Raw genomic sequence first — 17,107 nt, 5'->3', positions numbered from 1 at the left:
TATACAAAATTATCCGATTTAAGAATCCAAAAACTTATCGTCAATCTGTTTGTTTGCTTTAGCTCCCAAAGCTTTTAAGTTCTCTACTCGGCGGACAACATTCCCTGGCCCATTGGTCAATTTTTTCATAGCTTCCTCATGCTTTTCAGACGCCTTCTGAAGATGCTGCTGGATTTGCTGCATATCGTTCAGAAAACCAACAAACTTGTCATAAAGGGCTCCCGCTTCTCTGGCTATTTCCAGTACATTCCTGTTCTGTCTTTCCTGTTTCCACATCGAAGCTATCGTACGCAATGTCGCTAACAATGTTGACGGGCTTACAATGACAACCCTCCTATCCCAAGCATCAGAAAAAAGCTCCGGCTTATGCATCACAGCAACACTTAATGCCGACTCTATAGGCATGAAAAGCAATACAAAATCTGGAGAATGTATGCCGTAAAGGCTATGATAATTTTTTGCTGAAAGCTCCTTGACATGATTTTCTATGGACTGCACATGCTGCTTCAGAAAGCTAAGTCTATCCTCCTCGGTCTCTGCATTCACATAGTTGTCATAGGCGACCAAGGATACTTTGGAGTCCACAACCAGCTGCTTGTCATCCGGCAAATCAATAATGGCATCGGGTTGCTGGCGACGTCCAAACTCATCATGCAAAGCTACCTGCAGCCTGTACTCCTGATCTTTGGTAAGTCCGGAGCGTTCCAACACCCGCTCTAAGATTACTTCCCCCCAGTTACCCTGCTTCTTCGTGTCTCCCTTCAACGCTCTTGTAAGATTGTTGGCCTCATTTTTAATCTGCATACTCTGCTGCATCAATTGCTCCACCACCCCTTTCAGCACATTACGCTCAGCAGATTCCTGCGCATAGCTTTTCTCTACTTTTTCCTCAAAAGACTTTATTTTCTCTTTCAGCGGTTCTAGGATTACCCCTAAATACTGCTGATTGAGATCCGTAAACTTCTTGGTCTTCTCTTCCAGAATTTTATTGGCCAGTACCTGAAACTCCGTATTGAATTGCGCCTTAGTACGTTCTATCTCCCGTTTTTGCTCTTCAAACTTCTCTTGCTGAGCCTGCAGATAAGCGTTGGTACTTTCCAGAGTACGCTCTAGTGCCTGCCGCTCATTTCTTTCCTTTTCAAGTAAGGCTTTCAGTTCCTCTTTCTCCTTTTGTTGTAGTTCCGCAAACTGCTGGGCCTTAGCATATGCTATCTCCAACTCTTGTTTTGATTGGACAACCATATCGTAATCCTTACGAGCCACGGCTTTAGCCTTCTGTAGCAGCAACACTACCACAACGATAAACAATACTGCTGATATTAAGATGAAAATATATTCCATAAGTTTTGTAAACAAAAAATGGTCGTTTACGACCATTCCCAATTATTGTAATTTTTGATGTGTCTTCCACCATAAGTCTGGCATCTCTCCCGAAACAGCAAGCTGATAATCTTCGTACCGACAAGGCACTAAGTAAAAACGCTCATTGACAGACTTGGTCCCAAAATATGGCACCTGCATCCACCAACGATCCGACTTTTTGCTCTTGACAAATACCAACTCGTGATCTTCATTTTCCAGATGCGTGCGATATATGATATAGGCCGACTTAGGAATCAACGGCGCATCGCCCTTACGATTGTAATAGCCGTCAATAAAGCACCATATCATCTGCGAGACGAGCATAGCCGTCTGTTCCATAGGATCAAAGGTGGGATTAAGCTCATAAAAACCTACCGAGCTACACTTGTCCGACATTCCCGCATACCGGGCCAGCTGACAGGCTTCATCACCAAAAAGACCATTTGGAACAGCATTGGCATTGCCAGGCGCCTCTGACGCACGTATGGCTCCTATATCAAAACTGACCATATCTGCGGCACGAATCACAGGCTCCGCCTGATCCAACTTGCCAGCAATCATTCCTACACGTACAGCGTTAAAAAAGAGCTTATCGTACATATTGATAGACTCCTTACTCACCAGATAAGTCTGATAGGCTACATTGCTTAAGTTGAATAGATAATCCGGCTGATGCAGGATAATATGGTTCAGATAGGTCTGAGAATTTAAAGGCACATTCTCCGTATTCTCTTGGTCCAAATCAAACTTGGCATCCACAATAGCTACCTCTACTTTCTGTTCCAAATCCTGATAGCCGCGATATTGTGCATACGTAAGGTCATGTCCTCCCCCAATGATAATAGGCACGATATCCTTTTTCACTAACTCTTCTACCACTACTTTCAACGCAGCATAGGTGTCATTGACCGTCTCCCCGGCCTTTATATTACCAAAATCGGCTATTTTGATTTTATAATCTCCCTGATAAAGATCGTACAGATGTTTTCGGACTGCATTAGGGGCTTTCGCCGTGCCCTTATTGTTGACAGAGGCACGATCTTCCTCTACACCGATAATGGCCAAGTTAGGCCTTAGCTCCTCATCTTCCAAATCCGGAAACTCATCTTGATACCTCTGAATGACGCTGCCAAACTGCGACTTCAAATATTCTTCTTTGGCCGTAAAATCCGACAGCTTGATAGGTGTGAAAAAATCTGCTAACGACATATGTGGAAATTATTAAAACCGAACTCAATTTTGGTATACAGTATACAAATATGCATTTATTAGATGAATTCGAAAAACTTTTAATCAGCTTTACCCAAACATAAATACAGCATAAGTTTTGCATTCCATAAGCTAAAAATCTATATTTGAATGGCTAAAAAACTTTAGAACACAACGCAAGTGATATTAGTTACCGGAGGTACAGGATTTTTAGGTTCGACACTCATCAAAATGCTTATTGAACAGGGGCAAGCTGTCTTGGCTACCAAGCGTTCGACATCTACAATTCCTGACTTCCTTAAGTCTTCCTCGCTCATAGAATGGATAGACGCCGATGTGACAGACTATTTTTCACTTGCTGACATCTTCGAACCTATCACACAGGTATACCACTGCGCCGCAAAGGTCTCTTACCATAAAGAAGATGCACAGGAGCTCTATGCCACCAATGTCGAAGGTACAGCACATATCGTCAACTTGTGCTTAGAGCATAAAGCACGGCTAATCCATGTAAGTTCCATCGCCGCATTGGGTACTAGCAAAAGCAACAAACCTGTCAACGAAAAGGACAAATGGGAATATGACCCTAAGATGTCTAACTATGCCCTCTCAAAATACAAAGGAGAGCTCGAGGTATGGCGTGGCATCACCGAAGGGCTCGACGCCGTCATCGTCAACCCTTCTTTGATTATGGGGATAGGAGCTTATAAAACAGGCTCAGGAGCCATCTTCGAACTCGTAAACAAAGGATTGAAAATCTTTACCTCCGGCTCGGTAGGTATCGTGGATGTAGAGGATGTAAGCAAAATCATGATTGAGCTCATGAACAACAGTAATATACGCGGAGAACGCTTCATCCTGAATGCCGAGAACATCAGTAATAAGGACCTTCTCACGCGCATTGCCAAGCTTATCCATAAGAAACCTCCATTTATCAGAGCCAACGATTTCTTACTTTCCTTGGCCTGGAGAGCAGCCGAATGGAAAGCCAAGCTTACCGGCAAAAAGTCTGTACTGACGGAAGAGTCTGCCCGTGCAGCCTCCTCAAAGTTGGCATACTCCAACGAAAAAATCGTCAAAACGATAAATTATAATTTCAAACCCCTGAATCTTACATTAGAACAAATAGCTAACACATACTATAATAACAACACAACACAAACAATCTAAACGCCGTGAAAAATTACTATATCATTGATTTTGACAGTACTTTTACTCAGGTTGAAGCACTGGATGAATTAGCTCGGATATCGTTGGAAAATAATCCCAACAGAGAACAGATATTAAAGGATATTGAAGGTTTTACCAACCTAGCCATGGAAGGTAAGATTTCGTTCCGAGAAAGTTTGGCCGGAAGGGTAGCGCTCCTGCAAGCCAACAAAGAACACCTAGAAAAGCTTATCAAACACTTGAAGAAAAAAGTTTCGAAATCCTTTGATAGAAACCGTGAATTTTTCAAGCAGAATGCCGAAACCGTATTGATAGTGTCAGGAGGTTTCAAAGAGTTTATCACTCCTGTGGTTTCGCGCTACGGCATTTTAGAAAAAAACATCTACGCCAATACCTTTAAATTTGACGAACAAGGTCAGATTATAGGTTACGACGAAAACAACCCGCTATCATATGAAGGAGGAAAAGTAAAACTATTGAAAGAACTTAACCTCCAAGGCCGAATTTTCGGCATCGGAGACGGCTACTCCGACTTCCAGCTTAAAGAATCAGGGCTGATAGAAAAGTTCTTTGCCTTCACCGAGAATATAGCTCGTCAAAGTGTGACCGAAAAAGCAGACCACGTAACACCAAGCTTCGACGAATTCTTATATGTAAACCAGCTGCCTTCGGCAATCTCTTACCCGAAAAACCGTATCCTATGCCTCATCGTGGGAGATGTTCCTGAAATATCGGCTCATATCCTTAAGCGGGATGGCTTCTCCATCCGTGTGAAGGAATCCTTCGAAGAGAAATACACCAAAGATGTGGGTATGTTGCTCTTAGGTGATGGCGTCGAAGTGGCCGACGAACAATTGGCACGCGCAGATAAACTCAAAACTATCGGCTACTTGGGTGATGTAAAAGGAAAACTTAGCCGCAAGATCTGCAACGAAAAAGGTATCGTGGTCTTCGACGATAAGAAAAATAAACGTACCAATGCCGAGTTTATCCCTCGCCGCATGGCCGACTTCATCAACAATGGCGATACAGATCAAAGCCGTAACTTCCCTAACCTGATATTGCCTAAAAAACTTAAAGGTCACCGCCTACTTCACATCCACAAAAATGTGCCTGGCATTCTGGCTCAGATCAACAGCATCTACGCCGAAAACCAGATTAACATTCTGTCACAGTTCTTGATGACAAAAGGAGAAATAGGCTATGTAGTAACGGACATAGACTCCAATTACGACAAGTCGCTCATCAAGCAGCTGAAACAGATCGAAAACACGATAAAATTCCGGATCCTCTATAAACAATAATAAAAGGGCTTTTTTAAAAAAGCCCTTTTATTATTTCTCATTTAATCCCTCTCCCTGAATAAGACAGATTTTTTTATTAAATTCACTAAAAATTAGGGAACATAATATGAAAAATGTATTATTATCAATAGCTACTGCCACAGCATTATTCTTGACCACAGAAGCCACTGCACAGGTAAAGCTACCTCCTGCAAGTAGCAGCACGACAATCACCCAAGGATTGGGAATTAAAAACATAACACTCACCTATCAAAGACCCAATATCAAAGGTCGTAAAGTATTCGGCGATCTGGTGCCTTACAACGAAGTATGGCGAACAGGAGCCAACACTATTCCTAACATCTCCTTCGAGGAAGATGTAACAATAGAAGGTCACACCGTTCCTGCAGGCACGTACGGCCTATTCACCATCCCTACACCTTCCGAATGGACTATCATCCTCAGCAAAAATCCTAAACAATGGGGAGCTTACCAATACAAGCAGGAAGAGGATTTCCTTCGCTTCAAGGTAAAACCTAAAACATTAACCGAAAAAGTGGAAACCTTTACCATTACTTTCGAGGATGTAACGACCAATTCCACAAACCTTTCTTTAGCTTGGGAAAATACAAAGGTTAGCTTCAACATCAAGGCGGACCAAACCAAAGAGATCATGAGCAGCATAGAAAAAGCTATGCAAGGAGAAAAAAAACCATATTTCCAGGCTGCCCAGTACTACTATAGCAACAACTTGGACATTAAAAAAGCTGCAGAATGGATTAAATTGGCTGACGAAGGCAATACCCAAGCTCCTCATATTAAATACTGGAAATCGCTTATCCTAGCAAAAGCTGGCGATAAGGCTGGAGCCAAAAAAGCTGCGGAAGAAGGTATAGAGATGGCTAAAAAAGCAAACAACGGAGAATACATCAAATTAAACAGCCAGGCTCTAAATGCTGTAAAATAAACGCAAAGGCCTTCGCATTAAACGAAGGCCTTTGTCTTAAGAGATTGATATAACAACTCGACCGGATGCATGGCCTTTTCGTTCGTGCCATCCTTAATCTGATGGCGACAGCTGCTGCCTGTAGCAACGACAACAGTATCTTTATCTTTTGCTCTGACCTTAGGAAAAAGCACGAGCTCTCCTATTTTCATCGATATGTCGTAATGCTCTTTCTCGTAGCCGAAAGCTCCTGCCATACCACAGCAGCCTGAAGGTATGTGTTCTACAGAAAATCCTTCCGGCAACGCCAATAGAAAAGCTGTATACTGCTGTAGTTTCCAAGCCTTCTGCTGACAGTGGCTATGCAGCAATATCTTTTGTGGAGCAGCAATAAACTTCTCTTTGGAAATATTACCTTCCTGTGCTTCTTTCCAGAGAAATTCTTCCACGATCATGGCATACGGCGCTATGCGTTGAGCATCGGCTTCCAATTCCGGACTCACCAGGTCCACGTATTCATCCCTAAAACAAAGTATGGCTGAAGGCTCCACACCCACTAGCGCCACTTTGTCGGACAACCGTGAAGAGAAGATGGAAACGTTCCTATCGGCGAGTTTACGTGCCTGACGAAGCATACCCTTAGATATCAAGGCCCGTCCGCTGAACGCATGGTCTATCATCAGCACTTGGTAGCCGAGCGCTTCCAGCAGCAGAATGGCCTTCTTGCCTAGCTCCACCTCATTGTAGTTTGTAAACTCATCACAGAAGAAATAGACCTCCTTGATGGGTTTTCTGTCTTTCCACAGGGGTTTTTCACGTGAAATAAACCAGCTCCGCAAAGACTGAGGAGAAACCTTCGGAATTTGTCGGTCAGGATGAAAGCCTAATATCTTCTTCATAACTCCTCCAGTCACTTTATTGGACACAACCCAATTGTAAAGTTGTGGGATATGAGATACCAAAGCAGTCATACGGTCGACATTACCGACCATCCATGTTCGCCAAGGGATGCCGTTAGCATCATAGTATGCCTGGAGAAAGTCGGCCTTGACCTTTGCCATATCCACACTCGAAGGACATTCAATCTTACATCCCTTACAGCTGAGGCAGAGGTCCATGACTTCCTTAATCTCGGGATGGTCGAAAGGATTCTCCTTTGGTGAATGCGTCAGAAATTCTCGTAATATGTTGGCTCGCGCACGGGTAGTATCCTGTTCATTACGTGTAGCCATATAGGAAGGACACATCGTACCCTTCGACAGCTCAGTCTTTCGACAATCACCGGAACCATTACATTGCTCCACATGCTGAAGAATATTCTGTCCCCTATAACGGAATGTTGACTTTACTTCACGTGTAGGACGACCTGCCTCGTACCGCAAAAAGGTATTCATGGCGGGTGTATCCACTATCTTGCGCGGGTTGAAAATCCCTTTCGGATCCCAAGTCCGTTTAATTTCTTTAAGCAACTGATAGTTATGCTCACCGATCATGTAAGCAATGAATTCACCGCGAAGACGACCGTCTCCATGTTCCCCACTCAATGACCCCTTATATTTCTTTACTAACTTCGCAATTTCAAAGGCTATATCGCGAAACAGCTGATTTCCTTCTTTGGTTTTCAGGTTGATGATGGGTCTTAGATGAAGCTCACCTGTGGCGGCATGTGCATAATGAACCGAATACAGGTTATATTTCGCTAAAATTTGGTTGAATTCGGCAATATAGTCCGGCAAATCCTCCACATCCACGGCCGTATCTTCAATCACCGCTACCGGCTTTTCATCGGTAGGTGTATTGCTTAGCAACCCCAGGCCTGCCTTCCTCAAATCCCACACTTTCTTTTTATCCTCCCCCAATATCAGAGGAAAATAATAACCGTAACCTGCTGCCCGCATGTCCGCTTCCACCGCAGCAACTTTACGTCGGATGTCCTGCTCATCTTCTCCGTCGTATTCTATTATCAGTATAGCTTTAGGCTTACCCTTGATAAAAAAACGGTTGTGCTGCTGTTCCAAATTGTTTTCTGTGCATTCCAAAATATAGTCATCCATCAGCTCGCTGACCAAAGGCTTATGCTTCAAGCCGATAAGATTGGCCCGCAAAGCATCGTCCAGACTGTTGAAATGGACGCACAACAGTCCCGAAGGACGTGTAGACAGTATGTCTACGTGCAGCTTTATTGAGGTTATAAACAGAAGTGTTCCCTCCGACCCACAGATAAGCTTGCAGAAGTTAAACTTCTCTCCCCCCGCTGTGAAGGGCTCTGTATCCAGCAGCAGGTCTACGGCATATCCCGTATTTCTACGCTCGATAGATCGCTTTGGATATTGTTTACGGATTTCCTCCTGGTTATGAGGGTCTCCTAGCAAAGTCCGTATCTGACGGTACACTTGTCCTTCTAACGATGGCAGAGTACACTTCTCTTCAAAGTCATCGAGCGACAGCTCAGAAAAGCGAACCTTAGAACCATCAGAGAGGTATCCTTCCACCTCCAACGTATGCTCTCTGGTACTTTTGTAAATCAAGGAGTTCGACCCGCAGGAGTTGTTACCGACCATCCCTCCAATCATGGCCCTATTGGCCGTGGAGGTTTCCGGTCCGAAGTACAAGCCATGCGGACGCAAAAACATGTTAAGTTCATCGCGTATCACTCCCGGCTGCACTTTCACCCACTGCTCATCCGTGTTGAGTTCCAAGATACGGGTAAAGTGCTTGGATACATCCACTACAATACCATTGCCCACCACCTGTCCTGCAAGAGAAGTCCCCGCTGTTCGTGGAATTAAAGAAGTGTTATTCTCTCGTGCAAAAGAGATCAACAATTCAATATCGGTTTCATTTTTAGGGATAGCTACAGCCAATGGTATCTCCCGGTATGCCGACGCATCGGTGGCATACAGCAACCTCATCTTTTCATCATAAAAAAGATCGCCCGAAAGCGATTCTTTTAATAACTGTAACTTCTCTTTCACCCTACGAACCCTTTATCTGTGATGTATAGGTGCTCTCAAAAATCTTGTCTGCATTGTTGGTCTCAAAGCCATCACGACGATGTGAAGGACGGATTTGATCTTTAGGTAGATGCCTGAACTCCGGAAGTACCGAACGTTCCGCAAATTCTACATAGCTTCCTGCTATTTCCAAAGTTTTGCCGTCCGCAAAGGTAGCATCATATAATGCAGATACCGTACTGCTCTGACGCAACAGACCATCTGCACTGGTCTTAATAAGCCCTCCGGAATTATTGAGCTTCACGCCTATACTTACCAGAAAGTCGTTAAACGCTTCCAAAGTATTATATCCTTCCTTCAGCTCATGAATGCTAATGGTATAGTGGTTCAGATAGTAGCGGTTGTAAATCACCCATGCTGCATATTCACTCTCATTAAGCAGTGTTTGATACTCCTCCGAAGTAGGGAGCCCCCATAATGGTTTCTGCAGAAATGCCGCTACTTCTTCCCCATTGCTCAAATCCAAGTCATCCACAGGATCTGAAGTAATAGGATTGGTATATTTGTATATAATGTCCTGAGCTTCCTTACTCAACTCGTGCACACGCAGTTCCGACACGAAAATACGTGGATAACCTTCTTTTGGTGGAGAATACCAATAAGCATTTAACTTCTTCCCTTCAAAGTGGAAATAGTCACGCTTCTGATAACCATAAGCGAGAAAAATCTTTTCAAAAGAAGCTATTCCCAGATTGGGTACCCCTAAGGTTCGGAAAGCGATGTGGTCGTTGACAATATCATCCTGAGAGCTGACAACACCTTTTTCCAATAAAGCATTTGTGATTTTATCCACATCGGCTACATTCTGACGATAATGTTCGAACAGATCGTTCAAAACAATATCCAACGGATTATTTTCTTCGAAATGCATGGCATCAAAATTTTAGGTTTACTAAGGTAAATTTAGTAAAATCATTTTGATTTTCATACGGAGTCGAAGCAATTTCTTCGAAGAATGTTCGGAATATTTACAAGTTGGTGAAATATAATTCAATATATTAAAGTTCTTCTTTTAAGGTCTGTTCTAACTCTTCCGCTGTAAGATTCATGTTGACATTACCATCCTTTGCAAAAGAAATTTCCCCAGTTTCTTCAGAAACTATTACCGCAACAGCTTCTGACACTTCCGTAACACCAATGGCAGCTCGGTGCCTCAAACCGAAATGTGGAGGAAGGTCCTCACTATCCGACAAAGGAAGCACACAGCTTGCAGTCATGATTCTGAAGTCTACAATGACTACCGCTCCATCATGCAGGGGACTATTCTTAAAGAATATGCTTTCCAACAAACGCTTGGATATCGGAGCATCGATATATTCACCACTGGATTGGTAATATTCCTCGTCAAAATATCGGGAAAAGACGATTAGAGCTCCCGTCCTTGAACGCGACATGCTGCGACAAGCTTCCACTATTGTTTTTATCTGCTCCGAATGATCCTCCTGTGCTGTCTTCTTTGCTCCTATGAAAGTCAGGAAAAGCTTCTTACGTCGCAATGAAATGTTTTTTCCTACGTGTAGCAGAAAACGACGGATTTCCTGTTGAAACACAACAATCAATGCTATGGATCCTACAGAGATGAAACCGCCAAAAATTTCGGTCAGGAGACGCATCTCCAACTGCTTCACCACCAGATATATCCCATAGAAGAGAGCTACACCTAACAGAATATTGACAGCAATGGTTCCCTTAATCAAACTATAGATATAATAGATAATCACTGCCACCAGCAAAATATCTATCACATCCAGCAACCTGAACCCTTCGAGAATATTGAAGCTTAGTCCGTCCATTATGTTGCAATTTAAAAAATTATAGCAATATTTTTTGCTCGGCTAGAGAATATAATTTGATATCAGTACTCAAGATTATTAATTACATTTGTGATAATAAGACTATAACGAGATGACAAGACTATCTGTAAACATCAATAAAATAGCAACCTTACGCAATTCCCGCGGAGGTAATGTGCCTAACTTACTGGCTGCGGCCTTAGCTTGTGAACGTTTCGGTGCTCAAGGCATTACCGTGCACCCTCGTCCCGATGAGCGTCATATCCGCTATAAGGATGTGTATGACCTGAAAGCTGAGATTACTACAGAATTTAACATAGAAGGAAACTGCCAAGAAAAAAAATTCGTAGACCTAGTATTGGATGTCAAGCCGGCACAGGTGACATTGGTACCGGATGCCACCAACCAACTTACCTCTAACCACGGTTGGGATACCATACAGAACAAAGAATATCTGAAGGAGATGGTAAAAATCTTCAAAGATGCCGGAATCCGCGTTTCAATCTTTGTTGATCCAATAGAAGAGATGGTCGAAGCCGCCGCAGAAACCGGAACCGACCGCGTAGAACTCTATACGGAAGCGTATGCCGCCCAATATGGTTTCGACAAAGAAAAAGCAATAGAACCTTACTTCAAAGCAGCCTTAAAAGCTCGCGAAGTAGGATTAGGATTAAATGCAGGTCACGACCTTGACCTGAATAATCTAGCTTATTTCAACCAGCATATTCCGGGACTTTTGGAAGTAAGTATAGGTCACGCCTTAATTTCAGACGCTCTCTATCTAGGATTGGAAGAGACGATAAAGCGTTACCTTGCGGCCTTAAAAGCATAAAAGTTACCTAACAAAAAAGGTCGGATGGAAGTCCGACCTTTTTTGTTAGGTATATTCTCTATTTTATTCCCTTAAAAATTCTGTTCCAGCGAATTTTTGACAGGAACGAACCATCCTTGTCGTAACTCAACCAAGTGAACAAGGCTTTCCCCACAATATGATCTTCCGGTACGAAGCCCCAGCCACGAGAGTCGTACGAATTATGACGGTTGTCACCCATCATCCAATAATAATCCATCTTGAAGGTATAAGTATCTGTTTTCTGTCCGTTGATATAGATGTCGTTATCTTGGATTTCCAAGGTATTACCTTCATATACAGTAATAGCACGCAGATACAAAGGTAATGTCCATTTATCTAATTTGACGGTCCACCCTTTGTATGGTACTTTTATAGGTCCAAAGTTGTCATATGTCCACGGTCTTTCGTTCCAATCGTACTCCGGAAAAGCAATCGCTGTAGGATTTTCCGTGTCTGTGCCGAAGATAATTTCTTTAACCTCCTGTACGTTGGACCAAGATTTAATCATTTCGGCTTCGCCCTTGGTGATGTGCAAAACATACAAACCTCTCGAAGGATCTGTATTTTCCAAATCCACGTCAAAACGGTTTTTCAGAAGGATATCCTGCGATAGGCCGTAAGGTTCGGTCACAACAATATAAGAGGTCTGCAGGTCTTCCGAGTCGTAGCTCGGCTTTCCATTAACCAGTAACTGCGCATTTACCATGGACACCTCATCCCCTGGAAGTCCTACACAACGCTTGATGTAGTTCTCTCTTTTATCTATAGGACGCTTAAATGGTTCGTCAGCTTCCATAGGAAAGTTAAACACCACCACATCATTACGCTCTATCTTCTGAAATCCAGGAAGTCTTTTGTAAGGAATCTGTATCAGCTCCGAATAAGCTTTTCCTCCAAAGAGAGGCATCGTATGATGTGCAAAAGGAAAAGCAATAGGCGTATTTGGAATCCGAGGACCATAGTTAAGCTTACTAACGAAAAGGAAGTCGCCTACCAGCAGCCTACGCTCCATAGAGCCGGTAGGAATCATATACGCTTCTATCAGGAATCCACGTATCAAGGAAGCAGCTACAGTAGCAAAAATGATGGCGTCAGCCCACTCTCGTGCTGTACTTTTCTGATAGGGATATTGCTTTTTGAATTCTTCTGTTGCCGACTTACCTCGATAAGTCACCTGAGGATCTCTTCCCCATAGTGGCAAGAAAATGAAAGGCAACAGCACCGCCACCGCATTTTCCCAAAAGCGCTGCTTGCCAAAAGATTTCAGCAAATCAAAATAAAGAGTATAGAAAATAAAAATATTGACGATAGGCACCAAAAGAAGAATCACCCACCAAGTAGGTCTTCCAACAAGTTGTGCCATCACATATTCACGGTAGAAGGGAATAACAGCTTCCCATCCTTGTTTTCCTGCCTTTTTAAACAACAGCCACAGTCCGTAAAGGGATGCAACTGTCAGAATTCCGAAAATTATATACCACATAGATGTTTCGTAATATGGAGCTGCCTACTGGCAACAATAATGTTATTTGTTAAAATCAAAGATATCCGTAATCTGATAGAATCCTTTTTTGCCGTACAGCCATTCAGCAGCGATGACAGCGCCCAAAGCAAACCCCTCGCGGTTATGAGCTGTATGCTTAAATTCTATCTGGTCTACTTCAGAGCTATACAACACGGTATGTGTTCCTGGCACCTCTTCAATGCGTAAACTTTCAATAAGCAACTCATCCGGCTGATTTACAACCTGCTTATCGGAGCCTACCAACTCATTTACCCATTTTGTTTTGATATCGCTATGTTCAAGGATTCCTTCGGCGATAGTTATTGCTGTCCCACTTGGCGCATCCAACTTGTGGACATGATGAATCTCTTCGACCTGCACATCGTATTGATGGTATGGTCGCATCGCTTTGGCCAACAACTTGTTTATATGAAAAAAGACGTTTACGCCTATACTGAAGTTTGATCCGTACAACATGGATTGGTTTGCTTCTAGGCAGATTTCTTTCACTTCCTGCAAATGCTCATACCATCCTGTTGTCCCTACCACAATAGGCACATCAGCCTCAAAACATAAACTTATGTTGGCAAGTGCCGCCTCAGGAGTGCTGAAATCTATGGCCAAATCTACGTCCGCCAAATCTTCGGCTTCAATAGTATCTCTGTTGCTGGAATCCACGATAAGAGCAATTTCATGACCTCTTTTGAGTGCAAATTTCTCAATCAATTGCCCCATTTTGCCGTAGCCAAGTAAGACGATTTTCATAATTTAGTTTTTCAGCATTAAAAGTTAAAATTTAACTTCAATCCCGGAGCATAAAGACTCCTGAAATTAAAGTTGTATGCCATGCCCGACGTAGGTATTAAGGTTGGCGTAACTTTAAAACCTAAGTCATCACCGATATTATATCTAAAGCGCAACATAGAATCTACGTAGGCTTCCACCACATTAAGTCCCCACCATCCTACGGTGGCCAGTATAGTCATATCTCTATAGCGCCTGTAATTGTCTTTTGCACGTATCAGCCCCTCTAAGCTGGCGTACCCTTCCAAATCGGGGTCTCGCTTGTCCCCATTGTTATCTATTCTATAGGCAGCCTCATCCACAAATTTCCGATAAAACCAGTTCCAATAGTCGAACGTAAGATAGGCTGTAACAAAACCGCCATAGATTATTGGTAGCTTCACCCATACATACTTACCACCATTGGTAATCTGTCCCCAGCCAGGAAGAATCAAGGACCTTTTCCATGCTACGCGCGACAGCTCCTCAATGGCAAGACGGGAAGAGTCCTTTAAAATATCCTTGTAATAATATTTTTCGCGCTCCTTTTCGGCCTTGATTCTCGCCTTTCGCTCTGCGCGTGTCTCTTTCTTTTTCACCGTATCCTGACCAAGACTTACACTGTCCAACTCTATACGTAAGGAGTCGGGAACAGCTTTCTTGGTGGTGTCTACCTGCGAGAATGCACACAAAGAGAAAAAGAACAAGAATATTGCAAATAAATATTTCGGCATTACCAATCTAATAATTCAAGAATGCGGCTCAAATCTTCTTCCGATTCAAAAGGGATCTCTATGGAGCCTTTACCTTTTGAGTTTTTGATATTCAACCGTACACGGGTAGAAAATTTGGAAGCCAAATCGTCTTCTATCTTCTGATATTGAAAATCCAGCTGCTTGCCTACTCCTTTTCCTTTTTTAGGTTTTGTCTGCTCCTGAATGTTGCGAACCAAAATTTCGGCCATACGTACCGACAGATCTTTTTCGATGATCTGCTCGTACACATACAGCTGCTTTTCGATATCCCCTACATTGATCAACGCTCTTGCATGTCCCATGGATATCTTTCCGTCGCGAATTCCTGCTTGGATTACTGGAGGAAGCTTGAGAAGACGTAGGTAGTTGGTAACAGTAGAACGGTTTTTTGATACGCGTTCTCCCAACTCCTCCTGCTTAAGGTTACATTCTTCGATCATTCGCTGGAATGTCAAAGCTACCTCAATAGCGTTCAGGTTCTCCCGTTGGATGTTTTCGATAAGGGCCATTTCCAACATCTGTTGGTCGTTGGCCGTACGTACATATGCCGGAATCTCAGTAAGTCCCGCCATTATCGACGCACGAAGGCGGCGCTCCCCACTGATAAGCTGATATTGATCTTTATTTACCTGTCTTACGGTAATCGGTTGGATCAACCCTTGTAAGGTAATGGATTCGGCAAGTTCTTTCAATGCCTGCTCATCGAAGTCAGTACGCGGCTGATAAGGGTTGACAGCAATCTGATCGACTTTTATGAAGTTGATGCTTCCTACCGAAGGTATGGAAGTTTCTTTATTCTCACGCGAGCTGCTTGATGAGTTTCCTATATTGATATCATCTTGTAATAACGCACTAAGACCTTTTCCTAATCCTGTTTTTCGTTGTAATGCTGCCATTATACGATTGCTTTTTCTTCTTTATTTTGTTCTACCAAACCGTTCTTCTGTAATATCTCTCGCGCCAAGTTGAGATAGTTTATGGCCCCTTTACATGAAGCATCGTGCATGATTACAGACACACCGAAGCTTGGTGCTTCACTCAGACGCGTGTTACGCTGGATAATAGTGTCAAATACCAAATCTGTGAAGTGTGTGCGCACCTCTTCCACCACTTGGTTGGATAGGCGCAAACGCACATCATACATTGTTAACAATATACCTTCAATCTCCAGATTGGTATTCAACCTGTTTTGAACGATCTTGATAGTGTTCAACAATTTTCCTAATCCTTCTAGGGCAAAATATTCACACTGCACCGGGATAATGACTGAGTCCGAAGCTGTCAAGGCGTTGATAGTAATCAATCCTAGCGATGGAGAACAGTCGATGATGATGAAGTCGTAATCATCCTTCACCGCATCCAACATTTTCTTCATCTTGTACTCGCGCTCATTCAGATTAATCATCTCGATTTCTGCTCCGACCAAGTCGATATGTGCCGGCAGCAAATCTAGGTTAGGTGTTTCTGTGGCTTTGATAGCTTCTCGCGGGTCCAGATCATTCACCAAACACTCATACACACTAGCCTTAATACCGCGAGGATCAAATCCTATCCCTGATGTAGAGTTAGCCTGTGGGTCCGCATCTACAAGGAGTGTCTTATACTCCAATACGGCTAAACTAGCGGCTAAATTTATTGACGTTGTAGTCTTTCCTACACCACCCTTTTGATTTGCTATTGCAATTATTTTTCCCATGAGATACTTAATCTTTACAATTATACCCGACCAATCCGGCCCTCCTATCAAATTTACATCACGCTTACCAAAATAAATATATAAATGATGTTAAATTTACTAAATTTGAGAGCCTCCTGATACTATTACTCAGGATGCTAAGATACAAAAAATTGACATACGTTTTGTCAAATCGTATGTCGGGAAAGATAAGTTACATCATAACAATGAATTTAATTATCTCCTGTACCAATAGACTGGGTAGTAACTCATTAAAAGTAGCTCAATATTATAAAGAAGAATTAAACAAGTGCGGAGAGGCCTGGGATATGCTTTCCTTGGAAGATTTACCTCATGATATTTTGTTCACGGATTTATACGGCAAAAGGTCGGAAGCTTTTGCGCCCATCCAGGCCAAGGTCCATGAGGCAAGGAAATTCGTTTTTATTATCCCGGAATACAACGGTAGCTATCCCGGCGCCCTTAAAGTATTCATCGATGCGTGCACCTATCCGACCTCTTTCCAAAATAAGAAAGCGGCCTTGGTAGGCGTATCCACAGGGAAATATGGCAATATCCGCGGAGTAGACCACTTTACGGGAGTATGCAATTATGTCCGTATGCATGTCCTTCCCCTAAAGATTCATGTTCCTCACATCCAAAACGAATTAAACGAGGAAGGTCTTTTCACAGACCCTATTACCCTGAAGTTTGTCCACGAACAGATAGAAGAGATTATAAGGTTTTAAAAACAAAGGGC

The 17,107-nt window shown here is 42.9% G+C and carries 15 protein-coding genes; 5 read left to right on the top strand and 10 right to left on the bottom strand.

Annotated elements, in window-relative coordinates; translation table 11 throughout:
* Positions 1 to 18 precede the first annotated feature (18 nt).
* Together ABD873_RS06890 and ABD873_RS06885 are read right to left on the bottom strand one after the other, a co-directional pair.
* Complete coding sequence (locus tag ABD873_RS06890) at positions 19 to 1,341, bottom strand: DNA recombination protein RmuC (protein WP_345066437.1); 1,323 nt, start codon at positions 1,339 to 1,341, stop codon at positions 19 to 21.
* A 42-nt stretch (positions 1,342 to 1,383) separates the two neighbouring features.
* On the bottom strand, positions 1,384 to 2,571 hold the full coding sequence (locus ABD873_RS06885; protein WP_345066434.1) for a formimidoylglutamase: 1,188 nt from the start codon (positions 2,569 to 2,571) through the stop codon (positions 1,384 to 1,386).
* A gap of 180 nt (positions 2,572 to 2,751) precedes the next feature.
* Here ABD873_RS06885 and ABD873_RS06880 point away from each other — a divergent pair, with 180 nt between their 5' ends.
* The 3 genes from ABD873_RS06880 to ABD873_RS06870 all read left to right on the top strand — a co-directional run bounded on the left by ABD873_RS06880 (position 2,752) and on the right by ABD873_RS06870 (position 5,991).
* The gene (locus ABD873_RS06880) at positions 2,752 to 3,741 is read left to right on the top strand and encodes an NAD-dependent epimerase/dehydratase family protein (protein WP_345066431.1); all 990 of its coding nucleotides are present in this window, start codon (positions 2,752 to 2,754) and stop codon (positions 3,739 to 3,741) included.
* A gap of 5 nt (positions 3,742 to 3,746) precedes the next feature.
* Complete coding sequence (locus ABD873_RS06875) at positions 3,747 to 5,045, top strand: HAD-IB family phosphatase (protein ID WP_345066428.1); 1,299 nt, start codon at positions 3,747 to 3,749, stop codon at positions 5,043 to 5,045.
* A 106-nt stretch (positions 5,046 to 5,151) separates the two neighbouring features.
* The gene (locus tag ABD873_RS06870) at positions 5,152 to 5,991 is read left to right on the top strand and encodes a DUF2911 domain-containing protein (protein WP_345066425.1); all 840 of its coding nucleotides are present in this window, start codon (positions 5,152 to 5,154) and stop codon (positions 5,989 to 5,991) included.
* A 17-nt stretch (positions 5,992 to 6,008) separates the two neighbouring features.
* Here ABD873_RS06870 and ABD873_RS06865 read toward each other — a convergent pair whose 3' ends face one another.
* The 3 genes from ABD873_RS06865 to cdaA form a co-directional block, all read right to left on the bottom strand.
* Positions 6,009 to 8,945 (bottom strand): FAD-binding and (Fe-S)-binding domain-containing protein, encoded by a 2,937-nt coding sequence (locus tag ABD873_RS06865; RefSeq protein WP_345066422.1) that lies wholly within the window; start codon positions 8,943 to 8,945, stop codon positions 6,009 to 6,011.
* Between the two features lies 1 nt (position 8,946).
* Positions 8,947 to 9,855: a DUF1338 domain-containing protein gene (locus ABD873_RS06860; protein ID WP_039053423.1), complete on the bottom strand. Its 909-nt coding sequence runs from the start codon at positions 9,853 to 9,855 to the stop codon at positions 8,947 to 8,949.
* Positions 9,856 to 9,982: 127 nt separating this feature from the next.
* Positions 9,983 to 10,777 carry a diadenylate cyclase CdaA gene (cdaA, locus tag ABD873_RS06855; RefSeq protein ID WP_345066417.1) on the bottom strand — a complete coding sequence of 265 codons (795 nt, stop codon included), beginning with the start codon at positions 10,775 to 10,777 and terminating at the stop codon, positions 9,983 to 9,985.
* A 112-nt stretch (positions 10,778 to 10,889) separates the two neighbouring features.
* Between cdaA and ABD873_RS06850 the strand changes: the two genes are divergently transcribed.
* The gene (locus tag ABD873_RS06850) at positions 10,890 to 11,609 is read left to right on the top strand and encodes a pyridoxine 5'-phosphate synthase (RefSeq protein ID WP_039053421.1); all 720 of its coding nucleotides are present in this window, start codon (positions 10,890 to 10,892) and stop codon (positions 11,607 to 11,609) included.
* 58 nt (positions 11,610 to 11,667) lie between these two features.
* On the opposite strand, the gene lepB is transcribed toward ABD873_RS06850, so the two are convergent.
* From lepB to ABD873_RS06825, 5 genes are read right to left on the bottom strand one after another with little or no spacing between them, the layout of a single operon-like run.
* Entirely contained in the window at positions 11,668 to 13,113 is a 1,446-nt protein-coding gene (lepB, locus tag ABD873_RS06845; protein ID WP_345066414.1) for a signal peptidase I, read from the bottom strand.
* A 42-nt stretch (positions 13,114 to 13,155) separates the two neighbouring features.
* A complete protein-coding gene (gene dapB / locus ABD873_RS06840) occupies positions 13,156 to 13,899 on the bottom strand; it encodes a 4-hydroxy-tetrahydrodipicolinate reductase (RefSeq protein ID WP_345066411.1) in 744 nt (247 codons plus the stop codon).
* 17 nt (positions 13,900 to 13,916) lie between these two features.
* Positions 13,917 to 14,651 carry a DUF5683 domain-containing protein gene (locus tag ABD873_RS06835; protein ID WP_052258872.1) on the bottom strand — a complete coding sequence of 245 codons (735 nt, stop codon included), beginning with the start codon at positions 14,649 to 14,651 and terminating at the stop codon, positions 13,917 to 13,919.
* A complete protein-coding gene (locus ABD873_RS06830; protein WP_345066408.1) occupies positions 14,651 to 15,568 on the bottom strand; it encodes a ParB/RepB/Spo0J family partition protein in 918 nt (305 codons plus the stop codon). Before ABD873_RS06830 ends, ABD873_RS06835 begins: the two co-directional genes overlap by 1 nt.
* Positions 15,568 to 16,368 carry a ParA family protein gene (locus ABD873_RS06825; RefSeq protein ID WP_039053899.1) on the bottom strand — a complete coding sequence of 267 codons (801 nt, stop codon included), beginning with the start codon at positions 16,366 to 16,368 and terminating at the stop codon, positions 15,568 to 15,570. The genes ABD873_RS06830 and ABD873_RS06825 overlap by 1 nt, the downstream gene beginning before the upstream one ends.
* Before the next feature lie 206 nt (positions 16,369 to 16,574).
* Here ABD873_RS06825 and ABD873_RS06820 point away from each other — a divergent pair, with 206 nt between their 5' ends.
* Entirely contained in the window at positions 16,575 to 17,096 is a 522-nt protein-coding gene (locus ABD873_RS06820; RefSeq protein ID WP_039053898.1) for an NADPH-dependent FMN reductase, read from the top strand.
* The last annotated feature ends 11 nt before the right edge of the window (positions 17,097 to 17,107 follow it).

The organism is Sphingobacterium thermophilum, assembly GCF_039541675.1.
GTDB lineage: Bacteria > Bacteroidota > Bacteroidia > Sphingobacteriales > Sphingobacteriaceae > Sphingobacterium > Sphingobacterium thermophilum.
This window is presented reverse-complemented; position numbering and strand designations above follow the sequence as displayed.